Origin of the sequence: Sphingobacterium thalpophilum, from assembly GCF_901482695.1 — a bacterium.
In the GTDB taxonomy this organism is placed as follows: domain Bacteria; phylum Bacteroidota; class Bacteroidia; order Sphingobacteriales; family Sphingobacteriaceae; genus Sphingobacterium; species Sphingobacterium thalpophilum.
The window spans coordinates 2,131,462-2,153,729 of the sequence record NZ_LR590484.1 but is presented as its reverse complement, the minus strand read 5'-3'; the positions used below and the strand labels follow the sequence as shown (position 1 = coordinate 2,153,729).

General features: G+C 44.5%; 15 protein-coding genes and 4 tRNA genes. All 19 read right to left on the bottom strand.

Annotated features, from left to right (window positions below; translation table 11 throughout):
- Positions 1–29 precede the first annotated feature (29 nt).
- Positions 30–1,013, bottom strand: a complete 984-nt coding sequence (locus tag FGL37_RS09205; protein WP_232048664.1) for an ISAon1 family transposase — start codon at positions 1,011–1,013, stop codon at positions 30–32.
- Positions 1,006–1,359, bottom strand: a complete 354-nt coding sequence (locus tag FGL37_RS09200; RefSeq protein WP_028071802.1) for an ISAon1 family transposase N-terminal region protein — start codon at positions 1,357–1,359, stop codon at positions 1,006–1,008. The genes FGL37_RS09205 and FGL37_RS09200 overlap by 8 nt, the downstream gene beginning before the upstream one ends.
- Before the next feature lie 56 nt (positions 1,360–1,415).
- On the bottom strand, positions 1,416–1,601 hold the full coding sequence (locus FGL37_RS09195) for a hypothetical protein (RefSeq protein ID WP_028071801.1): 186 nt from the start codon (positions 1,599–1,601) through the stop codon (positions 1,416–1,418).
- A gap of 150 nt (positions 1,602–1,751) precedes the next feature.
- Positions 1,752–1,826: transfer RNA gene (locus FGL37_RS09190), tRNA-Val, on the bottom strand.
- Positions 1,827–1,861: 35 nt separating this feature from the next.
- Positions 1,862–1,936, bottom strand: a tRNA-Val gene (locus tag FGL37_RS09185).
- Between the two features lie 9 nt (positions 1,937–1,945).
- A tRNA-Val gene (locus FGL37_RS09180) sits at positions 1,946–2,023 on the bottom strand.
- Positions 2,024–2,032: 9 nt separating this feature from the next.
- Positions 2,033–2,110, bottom strand: a tRNA-Val gene (locus FGL37_RS09175).
- 139 nt (positions 2,111–2,249) lie between these two features.
- Positions 2,250–4,319, bottom strand: coding sequence for a putative porin (locus FGL37_RS09170; RefSeq protein WP_028071800.1), 2,070 nt, complete (start codon positions 4,317–4,319; stop codon positions 2,250–2,252).
- Positions 4,320–4,341: 22 nt separating this feature from the next.
- Positions 4,342–5,157, bottom strand: coding sequence for a purine-nucleoside phosphorylase (locus FGL37_RS09165; protein WP_028071799.1), 816 nt, complete (start codon positions 5,155–5,157; stop codon positions 4,342–4,344).
- A gap of 68 nt (positions 5,158–5,225) precedes the next feature.
- Positions 5,226–6,716 carry a sodium:solute symporter gene (locus tag FGL37_RS09160; RefSeq protein WP_028071798.1) on the bottom strand — a complete coding sequence of 497 codons (1,491 nt, stop codon included), beginning with the start codon at positions 6,714–6,716 and terminating at the stop codon, positions 5,226–5,228.
- A 41-nt stretch (positions 6,717–6,757) separates the two neighbouring features.
- Positions 6,758–7,579 (bottom strand): N-acetylmuramic acid 6-phosphate etherase, encoded by an 822-nt coding sequence (gene murQ / locus FGL37_RS09155; protein WP_317132254.1) that lies wholly within the window; start codon positions 7,577–7,579, stop codon positions 6,758–6,760.
- 13 nt (positions 7,580–7,592) lie between these two features.
- Complete coding sequence (locus tag FGL37_RS25725) at positions 7,593–8,237, bottom strand: polysaccharide deacetylase family protein (protein WP_051607283.1); 645 nt, start codon at positions 8,235–8,237, stop codon at positions 7,593–7,595.
- 50 nt (positions 8,238–8,287) lie between these two features.
- Positions 8,288–10,114 carry a glycoside hydrolase family 9 protein gene (locus FGL37_RS09150; protein WP_232048663.1) on the bottom strand — a complete coding sequence of 609 codons (1,827 nt, stop codon included), beginning with the start codon at positions 10,112–10,114 and terminating at the stop codon, positions 8,288–8,290.
- Between the two features lie 42 nt (positions 10,115–10,156).
- Positions 10,157–12,013 (bottom strand): outer membrane protein assembly factor BamB family protein, encoded by a 1,857-nt coding sequence (locus FGL37_RS09145; RefSeq protein ID WP_028071796.1) that lies wholly within the window; start codon positions 12,011–12,013, stop codon positions 10,157–10,159.
- 111 nt (positions 12,014–12,124) lie between these two features.
- Positions 12,125–13,588: a glycoside hydrolase family 10-like protein gene (locus FGL37_RS09140; RefSeq protein ID WP_028071795.1), complete on the bottom strand. Its 1,464-nt coding sequence runs from the start codon at positions 13,586–13,588 to the stop codon at positions 12,125–12,127.
- A 50-nt stretch (positions 13,589–13,638) separates the two neighbouring features.
- Entirely contained in the window at positions 13,639–15,063 is a 1,425-nt protein-coding gene (locus FGL37_RS09135; protein WP_028071794.1) for a DUF4623 domain-containing protein, read from the bottom strand.
- Between the two features lie 21 nt (positions 15,064–15,084).
- Positions 15,085–16,899 (bottom strand): RagB/SusD family nutrient uptake outer membrane protein, encoded by a 1,815-nt coding sequence (locus FGL37_RS09130; protein WP_028071793.1) that lies wholly within the window; start codon positions 16,897–16,899, stop codon positions 15,085–15,087.
- 16 nt (positions 16,900–16,915) lie between these two features.
- Positions 16,916–20,395: a SusC/RagA family TonB-linked outer membrane protein gene (locus tag FGL37_RS09125; protein WP_037534288.1), complete on the bottom strand. Its 3,480-nt coding sequence runs from the start codon at positions 20,393–20,395 to the stop codon at positions 16,916–16,918.
- A 294-nt stretch (positions 20,396–20,689) separates the two neighbouring features.
- Positions 20,690–22,132: a RagB/SusD family nutrient uptake outer membrane protein gene (locus FGL37_RS09120; protein WP_512700709.1), complete on the bottom strand. Its 1,443-nt coding sequence runs from the start codon at positions 22,130–22,132 to the stop codon at positions 20,690–20,692.
- Positions 22,133–22,268: the final 136 nt, after the last annotated feature.

Below are 22,268 nucleotides of genomic sequence, written 5' to 3'. Positions count from 1 at the left end.
CATACCGAAAGTTTGGGGGGTAAAGATTTTTAAGCATACAATTTCATCACTCTGTACAGGAAGAATGTTGTGTCCCTAACGCCACGGAAGACGCTCCTGAAAGCTTTGAGTTTTGCATTGAATGATTCTGCCGATGCATTAGTACTTCTGTTGTCGAAGTAATGGAGAATGTATTGATGATGAGCTGCAATGGATCTTGCTACGCTCTCAAATGAAGCAATGCCCGCATTCTCGATCTGATTGTGCCACAGGCCAAGCTTGGTAAATGCTACCTTTTTGTCCCGGCATTTGTTGAAGATGTCTCCCAAGGCAATTCCGAGATCATAAGCCAGCTTTATTTTGGGAAACCGCATGAACAGCAATTCAGCCCGGTTTTTCTGGCTTTCTGACCATCGGCTGGGATGCTTGAACAGGAGGTGTCTCGATCTGGCCAATAGCTGTTTGAGCGTATCTCCATTGGGCAACAACTCGGGTTCATATGGGATCCCCCGCTTCCGCGATTCCATTATCTTCTTGCTTTCTGCATCCAAGACTTCCCAGCGGTATTTGATACGGAGTTCCTGAACGGCATCGTAAGCTAACTTTTGGACATGGAACCGATCGACCACACGCCTGGCATTCCTGAAACATCTACGGATAGCCTTGGCCATGTTGGGAGCCATATCCATGGTCACCTCCTTTACCTTATTCCTGGATCGCAAGGGTATTCGCTCAAGAACAGCTATGATATCCTCAGCCTTTGTGCCTTTAATAGTTGCTAGGATCGTCCCTTTACGGCCTTTTGCCGATTTACTGCTAACAATGGTATATAATTCACCGTTGCTAAAGCTGGTCTCATCGATGCTCAGGTGTTCCGAGATGTTTTCAGGGAACAATGTCCAGCTCTCTGCATGCGGCTTTTGGTCCCAATCATGGAAATCACTGAGGTGGTTCTTGTATTGATCCTGTAGTTGCTTGCCGTCCATTTGGAAGAACAGACCTACCAATTGGGCGCTTACAGGATGGTTATCCAAATATCTTCTTTAAAAAAAGCCCGAATTCAGTCGTCATTCGAGCGCCATCACGCACCAGGTTCCAATCTCTTGTGATGATATCTCCGGTATCCAGTACCGTCCATCGACGACGGCGGATATGTAGCGTAACTTTCTGGCCTCGAATGGGAAAGTCTGAAATTTCAGTAGAAGGCATAAAACCCTTTGACTCCAACTTGCTGTTCTCATAGCCTCTCGGAGCAATATTAAGTTCATCTAAATAAATATGGAGTTGATTGTCGACCTGATCGACTTCTAAAATCTGGAAGTATTCCAAAAGCCCTTCGGGCATCAATAGGGATAGTAATTTACGTTCGGCTTCTTGCAAGGGATATCTGTATTAAAGATGCTAAACTAACAAATTTTTAACATTCCCCCAAGAATTCAGCTTGATCCCATAAAACCCTTTGACTCCAACTTGCTGTTCTCATAGCCTCTCGGAGCAATATTAAGTTCATCTAAATAAATATGGAGTTGATTGTCGACCTGATCGACTTCTAAAATCTGGAAGTATTCCAAAAGCCCTTCGGGCATCAATAGGGATAGTAATTTACGTTCGGCTTCTTGCAAGGGATATCTGTATTAAAGATGCTAAACTAACAAATTTTTAACATTCCCCCAAGAATTCAGCTTGATCCCGGAAGAGCTGTCCGGTAAACACGAATAAAAATAAGGCACCTGAAAACAAAAAAAGCGTTCTTAGGAACGCTTTTTGTCTTGTGGGGATTACTGGGTTCGAACCAGTGACCCCTACCTTGTCGAGGTAGTGCTCTAAACCAGCTGAGCTAAATCCCCTAACGAAAAAAAAAGCACCCGTTGTGTGCTTTATGTGGAGGCTACTGGATTCGAACCAGTGACCCTCTGCTTGTAAGGCAGATGCTCTGAACCAGCTGAGCTAAGCCTCCGTTTTGGAATGGTGGAGAATACTGGATTCGAACCAGTGACCCTCTGCTTGTAAGGCAGATGCTCTGAACCAGCTGAGCTAATTCTCCGACTTTGTATGGTGGAGGCTACTGGATTCGAACCAGTGACCCTCTGCTTGTAAGGCAGATGCTCTGAACCAGCTGAGCTAAGCCTCCATACTTTTTTAAAGAACGCCGTTCCCTAATTGCGTGTGCAAATATAGCTTAAAAATTCTATTCTCAAAATTATTTTAGAAGATTTTCCACGCCAAAGAGCACAACAAGCTAAAAAACACGCATATAATTTTAATGGAAATTAGTCATAGAACTTCCACGAAACACCAAATCTGAAGTTGGCCGGATTCATGGGATAGCGTCTGACCGTATAATATCCACGCGGATAAAAATTCTGATTCAGGAAGTTATAACTCAAAAACATATTAACACGTTGTATGTTGGCCGTTACCCACAAATCCATAATGGGGTAAGTCGAAAACTCGATCTGCTGATAGGCATTATAAAACTGTCCTGTCCCCATGGAGTAATTGGGATTGGCGTAAGGTGTATTAAATTTCGCGTCAACCCCGATACTATAGTCAATCACCTTGAAAAATAGGTTACTATAATAGAGGCTATGCCAGGTATAGAGTTCGGGGATAGCGAGGATTTTTTGCTGGTCGGTCTTTTGGTATACGACTAAGTTATCGAAAGTAAAATGCCTGAACTTAAACTTTTGCCCCACGGTCACTTTGAGCAGATTGGCGTTATCCAATTGTGCCGGAATGATCCATTTATCTTTTTTTGGATCGTTCTGCGCATTCGGAAGTTCTTCAAAGTACGTATAATTATTCATCAGAAAGTACTCCACTTTTCCTCTGAAGCCGAGCATGGGGTTGCTGTACTGGAAGGATAAATTCTGAATTTTGATTTTCTTCAGATCCAGATCGTTCCATTGTCCGTAGGTATAATTCAGATTATTATACACCATTTCAGGTGATTTGTTCTGCGAGTAAGCGCCCAATGTCACCTTACCGATTTTATCGCCCATCGAGACATCGGCTTTCGCCTCATAGAGAAAATCGCCGATATTATGCCCAAAGACGATCTGATTGGCTCTCAGACTGAAATCGAGCCGGTCCGAAAATTTATAGCCCAGCTCACCTTTTACCATACCATTCTGGTAGAATTTGTCAAATACTGTGCTATCCGGCAGCTTTTTATGCGGTTCTGGGTATGCAGCACGGTTAGTGTAATAGCGCAGTGAGTCTATCTGGCTCTGCTCTACCCAATTCATATCATGCTGGAAGGCCAGATTCAGCTTCGCCTCATTTTTAAAGATGGATTTGCCCCGCAGGAAAAAGTTATATTCAAATTCGTTGGATATATTGGTAATCGTTGTCTTATCGTTATTGAGGGTCAATGCTTTATTATTATATGGCAAGGCTGCATTTCCATCGTCCATATTTTTAAAAAAGTTGTAGGTCTGTTTTCGGATACGGGTATTATGCGCCATACTGTTGGTCGGATAGAGCTGCATGGTCGGTTTGCCTTTATCGACGGTATCCATACGCCCGACATACAGCGACTGTCTTAGGAATAGCGAATTGTCCCACCATTTGGATCGCGGAATGTTTATTTTACCGGGATCATTAAATTTAGGAATAAAGCGGTCCGGAGTCTGCCGGTTTTCCGGCGCAAAGGGCTTATCTTCGGTAATGGATCCATTTTCCATAGCATCCAGCCGGTTGAATACAGCATTGATCAACAGGTTATATCGGTTATTTTTCGACTCGTACCAGGAAGCCACAGAAGCCTTCATATCCGAGTAATTCTGCATCAGATAGAAGCCATCCGTTTTGGTGGAATGGAAGTCAACGTTCATATTCCACTGTGGATTTATATTTTGCGCCACCCGCGCCCGGAACACTTGATCATCAAAAAAGAAACCCACAGCAGAAAGCTCGGAATACCGCGCCCGGGCGCGGAAGTACTGCACCGAATCCGGATTTAACAGGTACCGTTCCAAAGCGGTAAACCCAGACTGGAACCCGATCGTTTTTTTGGGCTGGAATAATAGGTCCCGCGTGGCCAGCCCGTACGCCCCAAGATTGACACTGGGATTCCAGGGCAAATTCTGTGGATTATAGTATTGATAATTGCGATGCGAAGTATCGATCTGCCGCGTATAGGTACCCTTCTTCAGCATATCCAATGTCGCATACCGGATATATTTTGCGGACAGGATCACCGAATCTTTTTTCCCGTCCTCCCTGGCCCGGGCAGAGTCCAGTGCGCTGCTCCATTCATCGTTGCTCTGGGCAACAGCATCCATAGAACAAACAAGGAAGACACACAGTGCGGCTAATACGCGTACGATCAACTTCATCTAAAATTATCTATAGTCTAAATTACTGCAAAGCTATCAATTCTTTCAAAATTAATGTCATCTTTGGTTCCGCTTTCTCCGCCACCTGCACAATTTCCTGCAGGGAGACCGGTTTCAGTTCATCGTGAAAACCTTCATCGGTAACAACAGAAATCGCGAACACCGGAATGGACATATGATTGGCGACGATGACCTCCGGCACGGTGCTCATACCGACCACATCACCGCCGATGAGCCGCATGTAACGGTACTCAGCCCGAGTTTCCAGATTTGGTCCCGGAGAGGATACATAGACCACACGGTGTGCTGAAATATCATGCGCCGACGCAATTTCGAGAGCCTGCTGGATCATAAGGCGGTTATAGGGTTCGCTCATATCCGGAAAACGGGGGCCAAACTCTGCGAGATTCTGCCCACGCAGCGGATTATCCGGCAGCAGATTAATATGATCTTCAATAATCCCAAGATCCCCCTTTTTTACCTCTGGATTCAATGAGCCGGCAGCATTGGATACAAATAGTTTCTGCACCCCCAAAACCTTCATGATACGGATCGGAAAAGTGATCTGCTGCATATCATAGCCCTCATAGAAATGCAGACGCCCCTGCATGGCGACAACATTCCGCCCGCTTAGCTTACCAAAAATCAACTTGCCCGAATGGAATTCTACAGTGGAAATTGGAAAATTGGGAATATTGGAATACATGAGCTGGTATTCGACTTCAATCTCATCAACCAACTTACCTAAACCGGTACCGAGGATGATACCGAATTCTGGAGTGAAGTCTCCAATTCTTCTACGGATAAACTCCGTAGTCTCATTTATGCTATGATACATACGTACAAAAAAACTAAGTCTATCAAACTTAACTTAATTTTTCTGTACGTACAAATCAAAAATAAGCCTTAGTTATGGGAAAGCGCTTTTTCAGACGCCTTTCCGGGAGAACTGAGCAAAAGCATCAGGAAGGTGATCAAACCATTGATGATGATCAGATCCAAACCGATCACATAAGGCGTATAAACTTCTATCACGTAAGTCTTTAACAGATATAGCACTGTCGGTGACAGCACACAGATATAGGGCACAGCCTTGTCGCGCACGGCATATCTGGTGAAGATACCAAAAACAAACAGGCCTAGCAGCGGGCCATAGGTATAGCTGGCAGCTGTAAATATCGCGTTAACGACCGAATCATCATTGATCAGCTTAAATACAAGAATCACCAGCAGCATAACGATAGAGAATCCGAAATGCACATAATTCCGTCTTTTTACCAGCGCGGGATCATTCGGATTTTCCTTCTTATTGAAGTTCAAAAAATCGACACAGAAAGATGTTGTCAGCGCGGTCAGCGCACTGTCTGTTGTCGCAAAAGTAGCCGCTGTCAAACCCATCATAAAAATGATTGCTGGCACAATGGCCAGATGATTCAGCGCTATTTCGGGATATAAATAGTCACGGGTGGCCAATTTGGACACGTCTATGCCGTTTTTTGCAGCGTAAATGTAGAGCAGGGCACCTACAGCCAAAAAGAAAATATTGATCACCACAAACACGCTGGTGAAAGTGATCATGTTTTTTTGCGCCTCTTTGATAGTACCCATGGATAGATTCTTTTGCATCAGGTCCTGATCCAGGCCTGTCATCGCTATCGTGACAAAAATACCGCCCAAAAACTGTTTCCAAAAGTTCGCTTTACTCCCTACAAAATCGTCCCAGAAAAAGATTTTGGAATAACTGCTCTCTTTTACAGCTTCAAAAGTATCTACGATTCCGAAATCCAGCCCTTTGGCCATAAAATAAATCGAAAGTATGACAGCGGTAACCAAAAAAGTTGTCTGTAAGGTGTCCGTTACGATAATCGTCTTCAGCCCCCCCTTATTGGTATACATCCAGATCAGCACAAGGCAGATTACTACCGTGATGGCGAAAGGCACATTCCAGGCGTCGAAGATAAAATGCTGGAGAACGATAGCCACCAAATACAAGCGGAAAGCGGAGCCAATGGTCCGGGACACCAGAAAAATGGCTGCGCCGGTTTTATAAGTGGTATGTCCGAAGCGTTCCTCCAGATAAGTATAAATCGATGTCAGGTTCATCCGGTAATAAAGAGGCAGCAGCACGTAGGCAATAATCACAAAGCCCACAGCGTTGCCCAGGACAAACTGAAAATAGCTAAATTCTGATGCACCGACGGCTCCGGGCACAGAAATAAAGGTCACGCCAGACAATGCAGTACCGATCATCCCGAAGGCGACCATATACCATTTCGAATTTCGATTGGCGACAAAGAAGGTGGAGTTGTCCGCAGACCCCTTAGATGTAAAATGCGCTACCGCAAGCAGGACCGCAAAATAGATGATAATAAAGGACAATAATATGACTGGTGACATAGTTTGTTTTTAATAGGTGATTATCTTTTATGGGTCATACATTAATGTGTGGCCTGATACGCTTCGATGGCCTGTCTAACGTTACCAAATTGTTCCAGCAGTGCTGCTGCATCCTCTTCCGTAGCCCCGGTCTGATCCATGATGATACGTACGCCACGTCCCACCAGTTTGTGATTTGACAACTGCATATCCACCATCTTATTGCCTTTTACACGGCCAAGCTGAATCATCACAGCAGTACTGAACATATTTAATACGAGCTTTTGTGCCGTACCGGACTTCATACGTGTCGATCCGGTCACAAACTCAGGTCCTACAATGACTTCGATAGGATACTGTGCAATTTCAGCAATCGGTGAACCGCTGTTGCACACGATACAGCCTGTTACGAGACCTTTTTCATTCGCCATCTTCAGCCCGCCGATCACATAAGGCGTTGTTCCGGAAGCAGCGATGCCGATCACCACATCGTTCTCGTCAATATCGTACGCTTCCATATCTTTCCAGGCCTGCTCCAGATCGTCTTCCGCAAATTCCACAGCTTTGCGAATTGCAGTATCGCCACCGGCAATCAGCCCGATAATCCATTCAAATGGCACGCCATAAGTCGGAGGCAATTCAGACGCATCCAACACCCCGAGCCGACCGCTCGTACCGGCACCGATATAGAAAGTTCGACCACCAGCCTTCATTCGCTCCACAGTCACTTTGACCAAGGCTTCGATTTGAGGGATTGCCTGCTCAACCGCCAGAGGCACAGATTTATCCTCATTATTGATATTAGTCAATAATTCATGTACAGACATCTTGTCCAAATCCTGATAATTCGAATCTTTCTCCGTTGTATTAACCATTCTTAATATATATTGTAATTCTCTATTTCAATAATTGAGGTATATCCACTATCTGATATCCCCGCTGTTTCAACTCCACAATAATATCATCCAGATGATGATATAACTTATCTTTTCTTTGGCTGTCTGTACCCATATGGATCAATAATAGGAAACCATTCAGTCCAAATTTTCTTTCATATGCCCAGAGGCTCTGCAAAATAGCCTGGGACGACAGATACCGCTTTCCCATCTCCGGATACGTATAATCAGCTGCTGTCCGTACGCCCGGCGTGTAATTGACGGAATTTAGGCCCAGCTGTTTGGCCCATTCGACAGTTTCGCTAGTGTACCATTCATAGCTAGGGACATAGTAAGCTAACTTACTTGTGTCGATCCCAAAAGGGGTCAATGCCTCCAGATTCGCTTTTAGATCCCTGACAAAAGAATCACGCGTGACCAGCAGCTCACCCCGGGTTAGCCAGTCGCTCACCAAAAGGTGCCGGTCCGAATGCCCTGACAGAAAATGGCCTGCCTTCAGCATTTCGCGGACATAGGGACGAAAGCCCGGATTACGCAGATAGTCACCGGTCAGGAAAAAATTGCCATTGACGCGATGCTTCTTCAAGCTATTCAGCACAGCCGGTGCTCCTTCGGACAGGTCATGGCCCGTAAAAAACAACGCCACTTTTTTCTGTGTGGAGTCACCACGGACGATGGCACCGAATACATCGTGAACTACTTTTTTCCAGCAGGCTCCTCCAAAGCCCGTCCTTCCTTTGCAGCAAGCAGATAGATCAATGACGCCGTTCCGTCCATCGTCGGCTCGTTGGTACTATAGTCTCCATAATCATCGTGGTACACCGCCAGATCGCTCTGAAAATCGGCATAACTATCCGGATTATTGAGCTTGATCCCGATCAGATTCCGGTAGGTGGAAGCCATAATCGGGCCGTCCACCAATCCGCCATCGATAGGATGCTTACCCAGATACGTAAAGGCCGAATGTGGATCGACAGGCGTATCTCCCCAGGATGGCAGGCCATACACCATGCTCGTGCCCCAGGGGTTAGTACCGAAGATCCAGTCAAAGTTGGCCTGCTCCAGTTCATCAAAGCGACCATCACCTGTCAATTCCTTATACCAGAGACATTGCATCGCAAAGGAAACTGTCAGATTATTGCTGCACCAGATAAAAGGAACTCCCCTCAAAAATGCATTCTGCTCTGCCCGTTTATTGACCTCTTCAATGCCCTGCTTATAGTAAGAGACAATCTCCTCGCGATTTTGCCCTTTTAAACGTTTAGCTAATTCATAATGCCCCAAGTTGATAAAGGGATACCATTGATAATGTGCCGCAGTATCCGATATCATCCATGGCGTAATTTTTTCCTGCCTTGCATACTGCATGGCTTCCTGGGCAAATTTTCCTTTTCCCGTCACAGCAAAGCCCATTGCTGCAGCAAGCTGCATATCATCTACCCAGTTATCCTCCGCATAGATATAAGGAGATTTAACAGAAACTGTCTGTGTCACGCCGGGCTTGATGTTTGCATAAGCATAAGCGGTTTCGGCTTTCTCGGACAGCAGCTTTGCATATGTCCTGTCATCTTTTCTAAATAGAACCGAGCCCAGCCGGAAAGCACTGCTAAATTTACCTGCCGTCGAACTCGTCCCGGTCGTATTGTTCATAAACTTACCACGCTGTTGCGGCTCGCCATCAATAAAATAGACTGGCCGTTCAAAGCCGCGACCGTAATACGGATCCTCCTTAGGCATACGCATACTCGCATGATCGCGGTCATCAGCTATCTGATTATACATCTGATCTGCTTTAGGATGCATTTTCAGCAACCAGTCCAACCCCCATTTCGCTTCATCCAGCACATCAGCCCGGCCATTGCTGCCCTCGAGCCCATTTGCCTGTTTATGATCCCCAAATACCTGTGGGAAATCGCGATAAGCTGCCAGAAGATGAAACGTCGCATTCGCCGAGGTTGTCGCATACTGCAGATAGTCAGAAGCATCATGCCAGCCACCGCCGGCATCGATACGCGTGCTATCCACGATACCCGCCTTGCCAGCATATAAGGTAAATCCATCATGCGTATGGCAACTGTCCTTTAAAAAGGGATTGAATAAGGTTCGCTGTTGCCGCATATAACGCAGCACAAAATCGGCAGCGCCCTTATAAACGTCCTTTGCAATCCGGAAAGCAGGTGACCTCACGCCATCTGCCTCAATATAAAAGCTTCCCGTATCCCGTACGACAGAAAAATCAAAACGAAAACTTTGGACAAACGGTCCGTACGCACCATAATCTTTCCCAACGGAATGGACATACACTGTTTTACCTGTATTTGCCGCCTTAACTTCAAAAGAACGAAGCTGCCTGATTGATTTCCCGCCCCATACCGCCACCTTTTTACCGGCGGGGGTATAGCCTAATTGGTTTATTCGAATCCAAGCGTTTTGCTGTGCTTGCGCAAATTTACAAACAAAACACGCAAAAACAAGCAAAAAAGCTTGACGTAAATTTAAGAAGTTTAGACATCTTTTTATCATAACAAGGCATTTATTTTTAACAAAATCGATTCTAACAATCATTTAAAAGCTTAAAGACACTATTTTTCCATCCATCGTGCTTGCTATGACCTGATTATTGCCTTTTGTTGCCACAGGGTTAACCATGCCGTTTGAAATTTTATATTGCCAGGCAACATCGCCTGTTTTTGCGTCTACTGCAGACAGCAAACCCGAATGACTCGGCACGAATACCAGCTTGCGATTTGTTTTTATTGCTGAAGGCGTCAATTCATAAGGCAGCTTCAGTTTCGAGGCCCAGGCCACATTCATTTTCTCCCCAGAAGAAGAAATGCCCAGCAAGTCGCCATCCATCGTTTTTACATAGATATATTTACCATTGGCGGCGAGGCCCATAGACTCACGCACACGGATCGTATCTTTCTTTTCCCGCCATATTACGGTGCCGTTTTTTGCATCCAGTGCCGTCATAAAACGGTCAGGTGCCACAACAAAAATACGGTTGTTTACGCCGACAGGATTACAGGCAGCAGCGGAGAACATGCGGTTGGCATGCCCATTGTTCCACTCCCAGGACAGCGCCCCTGTTTCTGCATCCAGGGCATAAAAGCCATTTCCCCACGAGCCGAAGATGATATTCCCCAAGTAATAGGTCGGCAATGTGGAGACAAACCCCTTCACCTGATCAAAAGTCCACTTGATTGCTCCAGTTTTCACATCGAGCGCTCTGAATTTACCGTCCGAACCGCCGATGAAAGCAGTACCGTCATGGATCAACGGCGAGCCTAATACCGCTTTATCCGTGGCTACCTTCCAAAGGAGACTGCCGTTCTGTGCGTTTATGGCGTAGATGTTGTGATCAGATGATCCCGCGACGACTACATCCTTCCAGACAGCCGGTGTAGAATAGACCTTTCCACCCGTGCGAAATGACCATAACTTCTTCCCTGTTTTGAGGTCTAGCGCAAAAATATCACCTGCCGTGTTGGAGCTAAGCACCTTGTTCTGATAGACCGTCAACCCTGCACCGATATCGCTCGCATCCTCAAATGTCCAGTTGACCCGAACCCTATCCGCATATTTAGCGTTTACGGCATAACTCGGCCTTGGGTAAAGCTTGGTTTCATTCGCAAAACGATGATCAACGAGTGGCACTGTCAACCAGGGTGTTTGCTGAGTTCCCACCCCGGGTGTCCGCTCCCGGTACACCGCCTGACCGTCACCGATCGTCACAATATTATAACCGCCTATTTCTTTATTGGCGCGCAGATTGGAGCGCCCCATCACACCCGGTATCCCCTCCCAATCATAGGCTTTGTTTATATGCCCATGACCGCAGAGTGCCAGTTGCACGTTGCGCGTCTTCACACGTTTTAATGCGTCAAACCAGTTATTCAGCGAAGAGTCCTGTGGGTAGTGATTGATGTAAATCAGTGGTATCTGCCTGTCAGGGTTTGCCGCAAAGATGGAATCCATCCACACCAGATTTTCACGTGGAATCTGCCCCGGGCTCATCCGCATATTCGGCCCTGAATTGGTGCCGATAAACTCGTATCCTTTATGTTTGAAAAAGAATGTTTCGCCACCAAACACCGTGCGGAACGTATTCGCGCCGTTTTCCGACCAATTACCATCGTGGTTACCGGGGATCACATACCAGGGCAGCTGCAGGCTGTCCAAAATACGTTTGGCCAGTTTAAGCTCATGATCAGCGCCAAACTCTGTAATATCTCCGGAAAGTATAACGAAATCGACATCTTTCAACGTATTCAGGTCTTTTACAGTACGTCGCAAATCTTCCTCACCTGTTGCTCCGCCAACATGAGTATCGGTGACATGAGCAAATTTAAAAGTCTGCGCAACAGCAATATTGAAAATGCATAATAATGCAATAAACAGAGGCAATAATTTAGATTTCATGCTTAAAGATAGAGATATTATCCGCTAAACCAAACTAAACACGCATAAATACGCATTTTCGTAACCTAAATAATACAATAATAACATAGAGCGTCAGGCACCTTCCAAAGATCAAAACTTGACTGGCTTTGAAACCTCACCCTCTTTATTATCTTCATTGATTAACGACACACAGTAATATCCTTTTTGTGATATTGGAAACTCGCTAGCATCCGTTACAGCGAGCACACTGCCTTCCACTTTTAAATCCGTGAAATAATAGACGACGGCTCTTGTTCCTTCCGATTTCCCCCATGACAACTTACCTCCAGCAACTTTTAAATTGGTCACAGAGGGCGGCGCCGGCAATGTCGACCTTCCCATAAAAGGCATTACGGCCGGAGCCTTATAAAGACCGGCCAATTTATCTGTGATACCGACTTTGTTTCCCATGATATATTTGGCACTATACAAAGCGCTACCAACAGCCTTCTTGTTCTTTTTCGTTAAATCAAACTGCTTTTCCAGCTCAGCAGCGGACTGAAACGCTGGAGCCTGAGTAGCGTCACCAAACTTGTAAATTGCATGTCCGATCACGAGCGCCGCCGAAAAGTTATATTGTGACCATATCGAAAGATTCGTCTGAAAATCGTTCGATTTATTTCCGATTTCCTGATAAAGTTGCGGAATCAGGAGATCCAGCCAGCCTTCTTGACACCATTTAGCGACATCGGCATACAGCGTGTTATAGTTGTAATCTTTGTTGGCAGCGGGAGACACAGAAAACACAACGGACGGTCTGGTTGATACAATAGCGTCATGCACATCCTGTATTGCCTTATCCACATTGGCACGCCTAAACGCTTCAATACTTGTATAGCCCTGTCCATACTTTAGGTAATCAGGTTGATCAGAAGTCATCTGACCTGCACTAGCAGGATCCGGATAAAAATAGTCATCAAAATGGACGCCGTCTACATCATATTTACTGATCAGATCCTTGACAATATTCACCAGCCGGCTCCTTACTTCCGGTAAAGCCGGATTATAAATCTGTATTTTTTCATGGCTGACCACCCAGTCCGAAGGCACTGAGGCGTGCAGCGGCGGATAAGTGGATGAAACTCCAGCTCTCGTCGCAATACGATATGGGTTCATCCATGCATGAAATTCGACTCCCCTTTTGTGTGCTTCCTCGATTAAAAAAGCAAGGATATCATATCCTGGATCCTTCCCCCTCACCCCAGTAATGGAGGACGCCCATGGCTCATATGCCGAATTGTAAAATGCATCTCCCATAGCCTTGACCTGGAAAAATATAGCGTTTATGCGCAATTCTTTAAACTTGTCCAGCATAGACATATATGCCTGTTTTTGCTGCATCTCTCCATATATACCTGCCGGCCAGTCCAACCCCCATGCAGTAGAAATCCATACCGCGCGCATTTCCTTTTTTGGCAGACTTAATGCAGTCCCCGACCCTGGAGGATTAGGCTCGGGCCCAGGCACTATCGGATCATTGCTCCCTTTTTTACAAGCATTCAGTACCATTACAGCACATATGGCCATAAGGACAAAAGATTTAAAATTATTCATAGTTGGTCAGTTTTTTAATAGGGCAGCCCGTGAGGACCGCCCTGAAGAAATTAATCCAGCTGTTTCTTTGGCACCTCAAAGACTACAAATCCGGCATCACTTGCCGCTGAAAACAGCAACAGAGATTCATCTTTACCATCAGCATCCTTTTTGACGAAGTATCCTGTCTGTGATGCTGGAGAGGTATTCACCGGTCCCATTAACGAATATTCGAATATCGGAGCTGGAGCCAGGTCATTTAAGTTTCTTAAAGCGTCAGCCACCGATGTACCTTTTGAAATATTGTAAACTGCAAAATTTGTCGGCTCAGAACCCGAACGCGCAGCGGTGGTGACAATAAGGTAACGTTCACCATTGAAGTAGATCACTCTTGCATCAGAGCTACGAACCGGAATAGCAAGCCTGCCCATTGCATAAGTTAGCGCACCTCCATCACTTACCAAGGCCACTGGAGCATCGTGCCCTGTAAATATATACTCGTTACTGTTTTGGATACGATTATAAGAGGTCCAGGAACCGGCTCCAGTAATGGGGATATTAAAGACATGGGGATCAGTAACTGTATTAAAGTTTGCCACCTTTAATCTTAGCACCTTGGTAGCGGCGTTATCTGCGAAGAACATATAGCCATCTCCTTTTTCATCCAGATTTAGGGAGAAATTATCCCCATGACGCACTCCCGCACCAGGAATAGCAGCGATATTGAATTCAAACACCTGTGGTGTACCCGCCGGATCCGACCAGTGATAAATTTTCAACGGCGATGTCTGCCCGCCCGAAAGATTGGCAATATATACATGGCCGTGTGCGAGCCCGCCCATATTAACGGTAAATGTGCCGCCTGTGACACCAGCCATATTAAGGATGATGGGCTTAGTTACATCCCCTTTTTCAATATCAGATACTTTTAGCAAATGCGACCCCATAGCATCACGCGTAACAATCAACACATGCTTTCCGTCGAATCCCGTACCACGCGTTACCCCACTCTTAAAAACAGGGTATAACGGATTCCCGAGATCATTTGTCGTATTGTCGTATTTTTTTGCTTTTGAAAAGTCAGCTCCAAATACCGGAACATTCAATCTCAGTCTAACCATGTACTCCCTATAGCGAGGTGGATTTTGGACTTTGATAATAATTGTCTTTTCCGTATCCCCTTCTCCGAACACAACAGAGTAGGCATCTTTATCAAGTTTTGCTCCATCAGACATTTCAGCCTCAAATCTTAAATTCTGAAAATCAGTCTGAACAGATAGCCTGGGGAAATTCACCTCTTTTGTATCTTCATTTACTGTTCCTTGTACAACATCCGAACCGCTTTCGCCTGCGTTAACAATCTTTATAGATTTCAACACAACAAACTTCGAGCTTGAATCTGCCGCTTCAGGCAGCTCATCCTTACAAGAAAAAAAGGATGTCAGTAAAAAGGCACAAATTAGCCCTAGTACCAAAATATTATATGATCTTTTCATTTATTCATTCTTGATAAGTAATTAATTCTGGGGCCATCCTTCAGTTTGTTCCAACACATATCCTTTTATCGCATACTGATCTATCTGCACCAGTCCCACTGGAGTCAGATATGGATTGATATTAGGCTGGTTCAAAAATGGTAAACGCGGCTTATTGGTTTGATTCTTATAAAATCCATTCATCAGCGCGCCATTTGAACCGTTATATATGGTTTCTTTTCCTGCTACATCGACTACAGAAAGAATATTAACATTCTTGGCAACTAGTTCGGCAGGCATTTCTGCACTGAAATTGACCCAGCCGCCGGAAATGAGATCCGTATTAAGCGTGTTGTCCATGTACTCCAATTTCGACCATCTTCTTAAATCCGCCAAACGGCTAGTTTCAAAGGCAAATTCCAGACGTCGCTCACGACGGATCTCCCACAATAAAGGTGAGACAGTAGCATCCCTGGCAGGATCTGCCGGAATAGCATCGAGCTCCAGATCAGGCAAATTCTTGACCCCACGATCTTTCGCCTCCTGCGCCAGCGGACGCTGCCGAATTTGGTTAATAGACTTATTGATATCGTCCTGAGTGACTGCTGCTCCGCCCAAGCTGGCCAGTTCTGCTTTGGCTTCGATCCAGTTCAACAACACTTCGGCGTATCTCAAAACAGGGGCATCTGTTTCATTTTTATTACTCGTGAATTCTGCAGGCATAGCTTGACCGTTCACCTTAACAGCTTTTTCCACCTCCCTAGGCAGATATTTAGTTACATAATAAAACGAACTCTTATTTAAGGCATTAGGCTTACTGTAAATCATTGCCTCAAACCTTGGATCGCGGGATTTGATCAAACTGGCTAAATCAAATTTTTTAGCTCCGTCAACGGAAGAATTTTCCCAGGTCTTGCCATCGGTACACAACATCGCTTTCAGGAAATCCGTCGTCGGCCCATTGTTCGTAGACTCTTGCAAATTGCAGTACGACGCAATTGCATGTGTCACTCCTAGCCCACCATCGTAAATTCGGTACATAACCATATCTTTATTGCCCTTCAGGTCTTTGGAGGTAAATTGACTCTTATAATCTGTCACAATTGCATACTTCCCGCTGTTGATATCCACTTGAGCTGCATCGATTGCCAATTCGTAAAACTTCTTTGCCCTTTCCTGATTTTTATAATAATATTTTTGCCAGGAAGCTTCGTTTAACGCTAAACGAGAGATAAAACCTGCAGCTACATACAGATTTAAGTACTGCTCTCCGTCGTTGGTCCGCATATTTTGCAGAATAAATTTCCAGTCTTCATACAGATGATCCATAACCTCATTCCGGGGAGTACGTGGCTTATACAGTTCATCAACCTGCGAGTCCTTTACTTCATGTTCGTAATATGGAATATCGCCATAGCTCTGCACAAGCTGTGCATAACGGAATGCACGGAAAAACTTACCTACTGCAATCCAGTGATTTTTTGCTTCAGCGGTAAGGATACCGCCCATTTTATCCTCGATTCTATCGAGCATCACATTCAGGGACCGGATATCCGAGTAATCCCAGATTCCAGAATTCGGAACGGCTCTCGTAAAGTTAGGCTGATTACCTAAAGCGACAATATCATCGCTGTTGGTAAAGCCGACAATGGGTGCACTTCCGTTATTATCTTTTATACCGAATCCATAAAAGTAATCGGCATAATATTTATTGGCATACATCCGTACTTTTTCCTCACTTACCCAAGCATTTTGATTATCATCCAAGGCGTTTTGTGGAGGTCTATCCAAAAATTTATTGCAGCCTGTCAGGAATAAAGCTGTCACCACAAATGCCGTTATATTTTTTATTTTCATTTTTAATCCTCCTTAATTATAAACCTATTTGAACACCGATTGAAGCCGACTTAAATGTGGGATTGGAAGTTCCCGTACGCCCTAAATTATAGTTGGACTCTTTTAACATCGAGTAACCCGAAATTGCCTCCGGATCAATCGGCAAACCTCTCAATTTATCGAACGTAAACATGTTTTCAAGAGAAATAAATATACGTGCGTTTGCTAACTTGACCCGATCCAGAACCGACTTAGGGACCGTATAGCCGAATGTGATATTTTTTATCCGCAGATATGCCATATTTAACATATAACGAGACTGTGTACGCATAACAAAGCCTTCATCCGCACCGTTTAAGTTCCACGCCCTTGGATAAAATGCATCTGTACGGTCTTCTCTCCAATAATTTTCAGCAATAGCCTTTGGCATGGCCCCTTCTTTTGCGTAATAACCTGGAATCGCCAGCTGTCCCGACCCCCAAATCTTGCGGCTCCCCACGCCCTGTAAGAAAACCGCCAGATCGAAACCCTTCCAATCAGCCCCTACACGGAAACCAAATTGATAACGGGGAGTTATATTACCTACAACAACACGGTCTCCCGGATCTCCATTCGTATTCTTGCCCGCATCGATATAACCATCGCCATTAACATCGACAAACTTGACGTCTCCGGGGCTCACCAGAAGTGTCTGATTACCATCCTCAAAATAGGTCTGATACACAGGATTATCTCCGGCTAACATATTAGTCCGTTTGCTAGTCCCATTATACACAATATTTGTTTGTACAAATTTTCCGTTCTCGTCATACACAAAGTCGTCTTTTTGGAACAGGCGATCCGTGACAAATCCATAAACGTCCCCGTAACGACGGCCGGTGGAAAAAGTCGTACCTAATAAACGGTCAGCCCAGGGTGTATTCCAGTCAGCGCTTTTCGTCACAAATGTCGTGGCATCAGAAATATTTGCATTGATGTTTATCCCTAAACCGTTTTCAAAACGATGATTAAAATCGAACTCTAGTTCCCACCCACGGGTTCTTAGGTTGCCGTAATTACCCAAAGGAGCTGATGTACCTAATGTTGCTGGCAATGCTTCTCCATTGATGATCATGCTGTTGGTGTTTCGCTGAAACCACTCCGCTGTCACGCCCAACTTATTGTTAAAAAATCTCAGATCCATACCAACGTTGAGATGCTCTATATCTTGCCAGCTCAATCCATCTTTCACTAATCTCGGCACCCCAATACCAGTTACCTGCATGCCGTTACCACCAATCCAATAAGATTGGGAAGTTTGCATCAATGGCGCATACAGACCATTGCTGATACTCTGGTCTCCAATACTTCCCCAAGAAGCACGCAATTTTGCAAAGCTCAACACTGGATTAACTGCCTCCATGAATTTCTCTTTCGATAAAACCCATCCTCCAGAAAATGAAGGGTACCAGGTCCATCGCATATCCTTTGACGCCAAAGATGTCGCATCTCTTCTTAAATTAGCTTCAAATAGATATTTATCTTTAAACGTATAGTTTACCCGTCCAAAAAAACCCACGGTAGAGTCCCAGTCTCGGCTGCCCGATGCAAATTGTTCACCGTTCGCAAACTCAAATTGCGGGTTCTCATAATTAAAAACGCCATTGCGCTGAGCACGGAAGGTATTCCAATCATTCGCAACCAAATTCATCCCGACCATAAATTTAAACTGATGGTCATCAGTCAGATTCAACCTATAAGTCGAGAACCCGTTAAAAGTATGCTTTTTGAAATTGCTGGCACTTTGAGCATAATAGCTCGCATTTGGCAACACATAATCTGTCATTGGGAACTCATAAGCAGGCGTACCACCTTCATGCACAATATTTCCATTTTCATCAACAAAGATCTGATTACCGTCTGCATCTTTCCATAGATCAACGCCATACCAGGAAGTTTTTGCACGCATAGGTACTACCGAAGTTGTCAGACCATTATTGCGTGTACTGTACGAATAATCAGCTTGGATATCCCAATTTTTTGTCAGATTAAGCGTTGTCCCCAAATTCAGATTTAAATATTTCTTATTGTCAATTGCATCCGTCGAAGTTGCTGCCGTATAAGCTGGATCTATAAAGTTTTCACCATTTTCCTGAACTCCTACAGGGAATAACCTACTCCAGCGAAACAAGTACAGCCAGGGATCTGCTCCAAACCCAGCAGAGTTATTCGAATTAGGATACCGCTTGGTCCCATCCGAATACATCATCCCGCCTCGCATCGTGATTACTTTGCTAATTTCTGTAGAGACATTTAAGGTGGCATTTAACCGCCTATAATCATCATGTTTTGCCGGTTTCATCATTCCTTGCTGACCAAAATACCCGACACTCATATTGTAAGAGGTTTTGCCAGATTTTCCATTAACACCAAGATTATGCAAATGCGAAAAGGGTTTGTCCTTTACCATTGCGGCAACAGGGTCATAAATGCGATAACCAAACTTTTGTGTACCATCCCAGATCCAATCGCGCCCGTACACAACAGGATCATCATTTCCAACAACGCCCCCATATTTCTGTTGCCACTCACGTATCTTTTCAAGGCTATTTCGATCCACACGCCAGAAGCCCCCGGCAGGCCCCGCCGCCTTCATATTCTCATGGGCATCAACAGTATATTCAAGCCCCTCAATTCCCGCCAGTTCTATTTTTTTAAATGGAGACTGCCAAGAAAGGTTATTGGAGTAGGTGACACGGTTCATATCGGTTTTGGCTCCTTTTTTTGTGGTAATCAATACAACGCCAAACGCAGCCTTCGCCCCATATATCGACGCCGAAGCAGCATCCTTCAACACAGAAATCGTTTCAATGTCATTGGGATTGACCACCATTAGACTTGGAACCTCGACATTATCCACTAAAATTAAAGGATCACTTCCACCATTGACAGACCCCACCTGACCGCGGATGCGCAATCTAGCATCCGAACCAACCTCACCGCTGGGAACCACGACCGATAAACCGGGAACAACCCCCTGCAAACCCCTGCCTGCATCGGAAATTGGACGTCCCCCCATGGCTTTTTCGACATCAACAGAAGAAACAGCGCCCGTTAAGTGTGCTTTCTTTTGCTGCCCATAACCGATCACAACCACTTCTTCCAACGATTCGTTAAGACCCAGAAGAGTAACCTCAACCGATCCGGTGTCATCCACAACGATCTCACGTGATTGATAGCCTACGCTTGAAAACCGCAACTTACTACCTTTAGGAACAGATAATCTAAAATGGCCGTTGGCATCCGTACTCGTAGACAGAGTTGTTCCTACAACGGTCACGCTGACACCAGATAAAGGTCCATTTGGTCCTTTTACTGTACCATGTACAGACTGTTGATATATAGCTCTCTTTTTTGACACTGCTGCTCTATCGGCTGAAACCTTTAGATCACCCGTTTTTCCATTCGGGCCGAATGCGTACAATGAATGAGGCATATATAAACCAACAGCCAGGGAAAACAAAATAGCTTTTCTCATTTCAATAAAAATTATGACTTATGGTTATTAAATAAATTGGTATTGATTTCTTCGCTTGGAATGTTAATATTATTACGGCTAAATGGTTAATAACTTTACAAAAACAACTGCAAAATACAGCAAACAAATCACTTAAAGATACTTAAAAAGTTGCAAACACGCAATATTAACTGCGTATTTTTGTAATAAGTTCCGGAAATGAACAAAAATTTTACGCAACAAACCGCAAACACGCAAAAAAAAGCCCCCGCTAATATGTATTAGCGGGGGCCCTGGACTAAAGGCACTATTTAATTACCACCCTTTTGTCTGTGTCAATTTATATCCTCGTTGTTCATACTCCACCATCTGAGCCTGACCAACAGGAGCCAGATAATTTTTATCAGTAATTGCATTTCGGTTTGAGGCACTTTGCACAACAATGAAGCCTACCATATCCGTTGCATTAGTCCCATTATATGTAACAACAGTACCGTCTGTTTTTCTGACTTTTGTTACACCGATATAACTAGCTTTTAAAAAATCAGGAGCTTGTTTTGCAATATCAACCCAAATACCGGTGAAATAATCGGTATTTTTGGAAAAATCCATATAATTAAGTTTTTTCCATCGTCTTAGATCCATTAGCCGTGAATATTCAAAAACAAATTCCATTCGTCGTTCACGGCGAATTTCCCACATCAGAGATGAAACATCTGCATCACGCAATGGATCATTTGCAATGGCACCCAACTGAAGTGGAGCCGTTTTCTTCACTCCTTTCGCAATAGCCGTCTCATCCAAAGGCCTGTTACGGATCGCATTAATAGATTTATCTATGTCTGTTTGACTTACAGGCGCACCACCAAAAAATTCTGCGAGGATTTCCTTTGCCTCCAACCAGTTCAATACCACCTCCGCATATCGAATAACGGGTGCATCCGAAGTATTTGTATTAGAATTCCATTTTGAATAGTCAGGATTTGCACTTGTAATTTTATAACCATTGCGCGCAACATACTTTGTACCATAAACAAATGTTGACGCTTTAGTATTTAAATCGGTATCAAATGATGCTTCAAAACGAGGATCACGGGTTTTTGCTAAACTTGCAAGCGAGAAATCTGCAGCATTCTCTATGGATGATGCCATAAATGGCTTACCATCAACACACAGAAACTCTTTCACCAATTTTAAGTTCGGCGCCGATGCCTGCGCTTCAATACCATTTTGGTAGGAACCTATTGCGTGAAGAACATTTACAGACGCATCATACTTACGATACATAATAACCTCCCTATTGCTATTCAAATCCTGCGAAGAAAACAGGCTTTTGAAATCTGAAGAAAACGAGAATTTTCCCGATGCCATAACAATCTCAGCGGCGTTTTGGGCTAGCTCCAAGTATTTTTTTGCTCTTGCTTGATCAAGGCCGTGATATTTCTGCCAAGACCCCTCAAACAGCATCAATCGAGAAATAAAAGAGGCAGCCACATATTTATTCAACACATTGGCACCATCATCATTGCGCATGTTTTGCAACACAAACACAAAATCATCGTACACGCGGTCCATTACCACACCACGGTTATCGCGGTCTTTATACTGAGTAGCAAAATCGGCAGCCGCGACTTCTTTTTCAAAATAAGGCACATCGCCAAATACGGAAACAAGGCGGGAATACTCAAACCCTTTAAAAAAACGTGCTACAGCTGTCCAGTGATTATATTGCTCCGGAGTCAGATTTGGTTTGGCCATGTTTTCCAAACGGTCCAAGAAAATATTTGACTTTCGCACCCAAGAAAAATTCCAGGTAGGTCCGGCATACAAGCTCAGCCAGTCACCGGCTTCGGCAACGGAATATCTAGAATCCGGAATGGAGTTTTCAAAACTA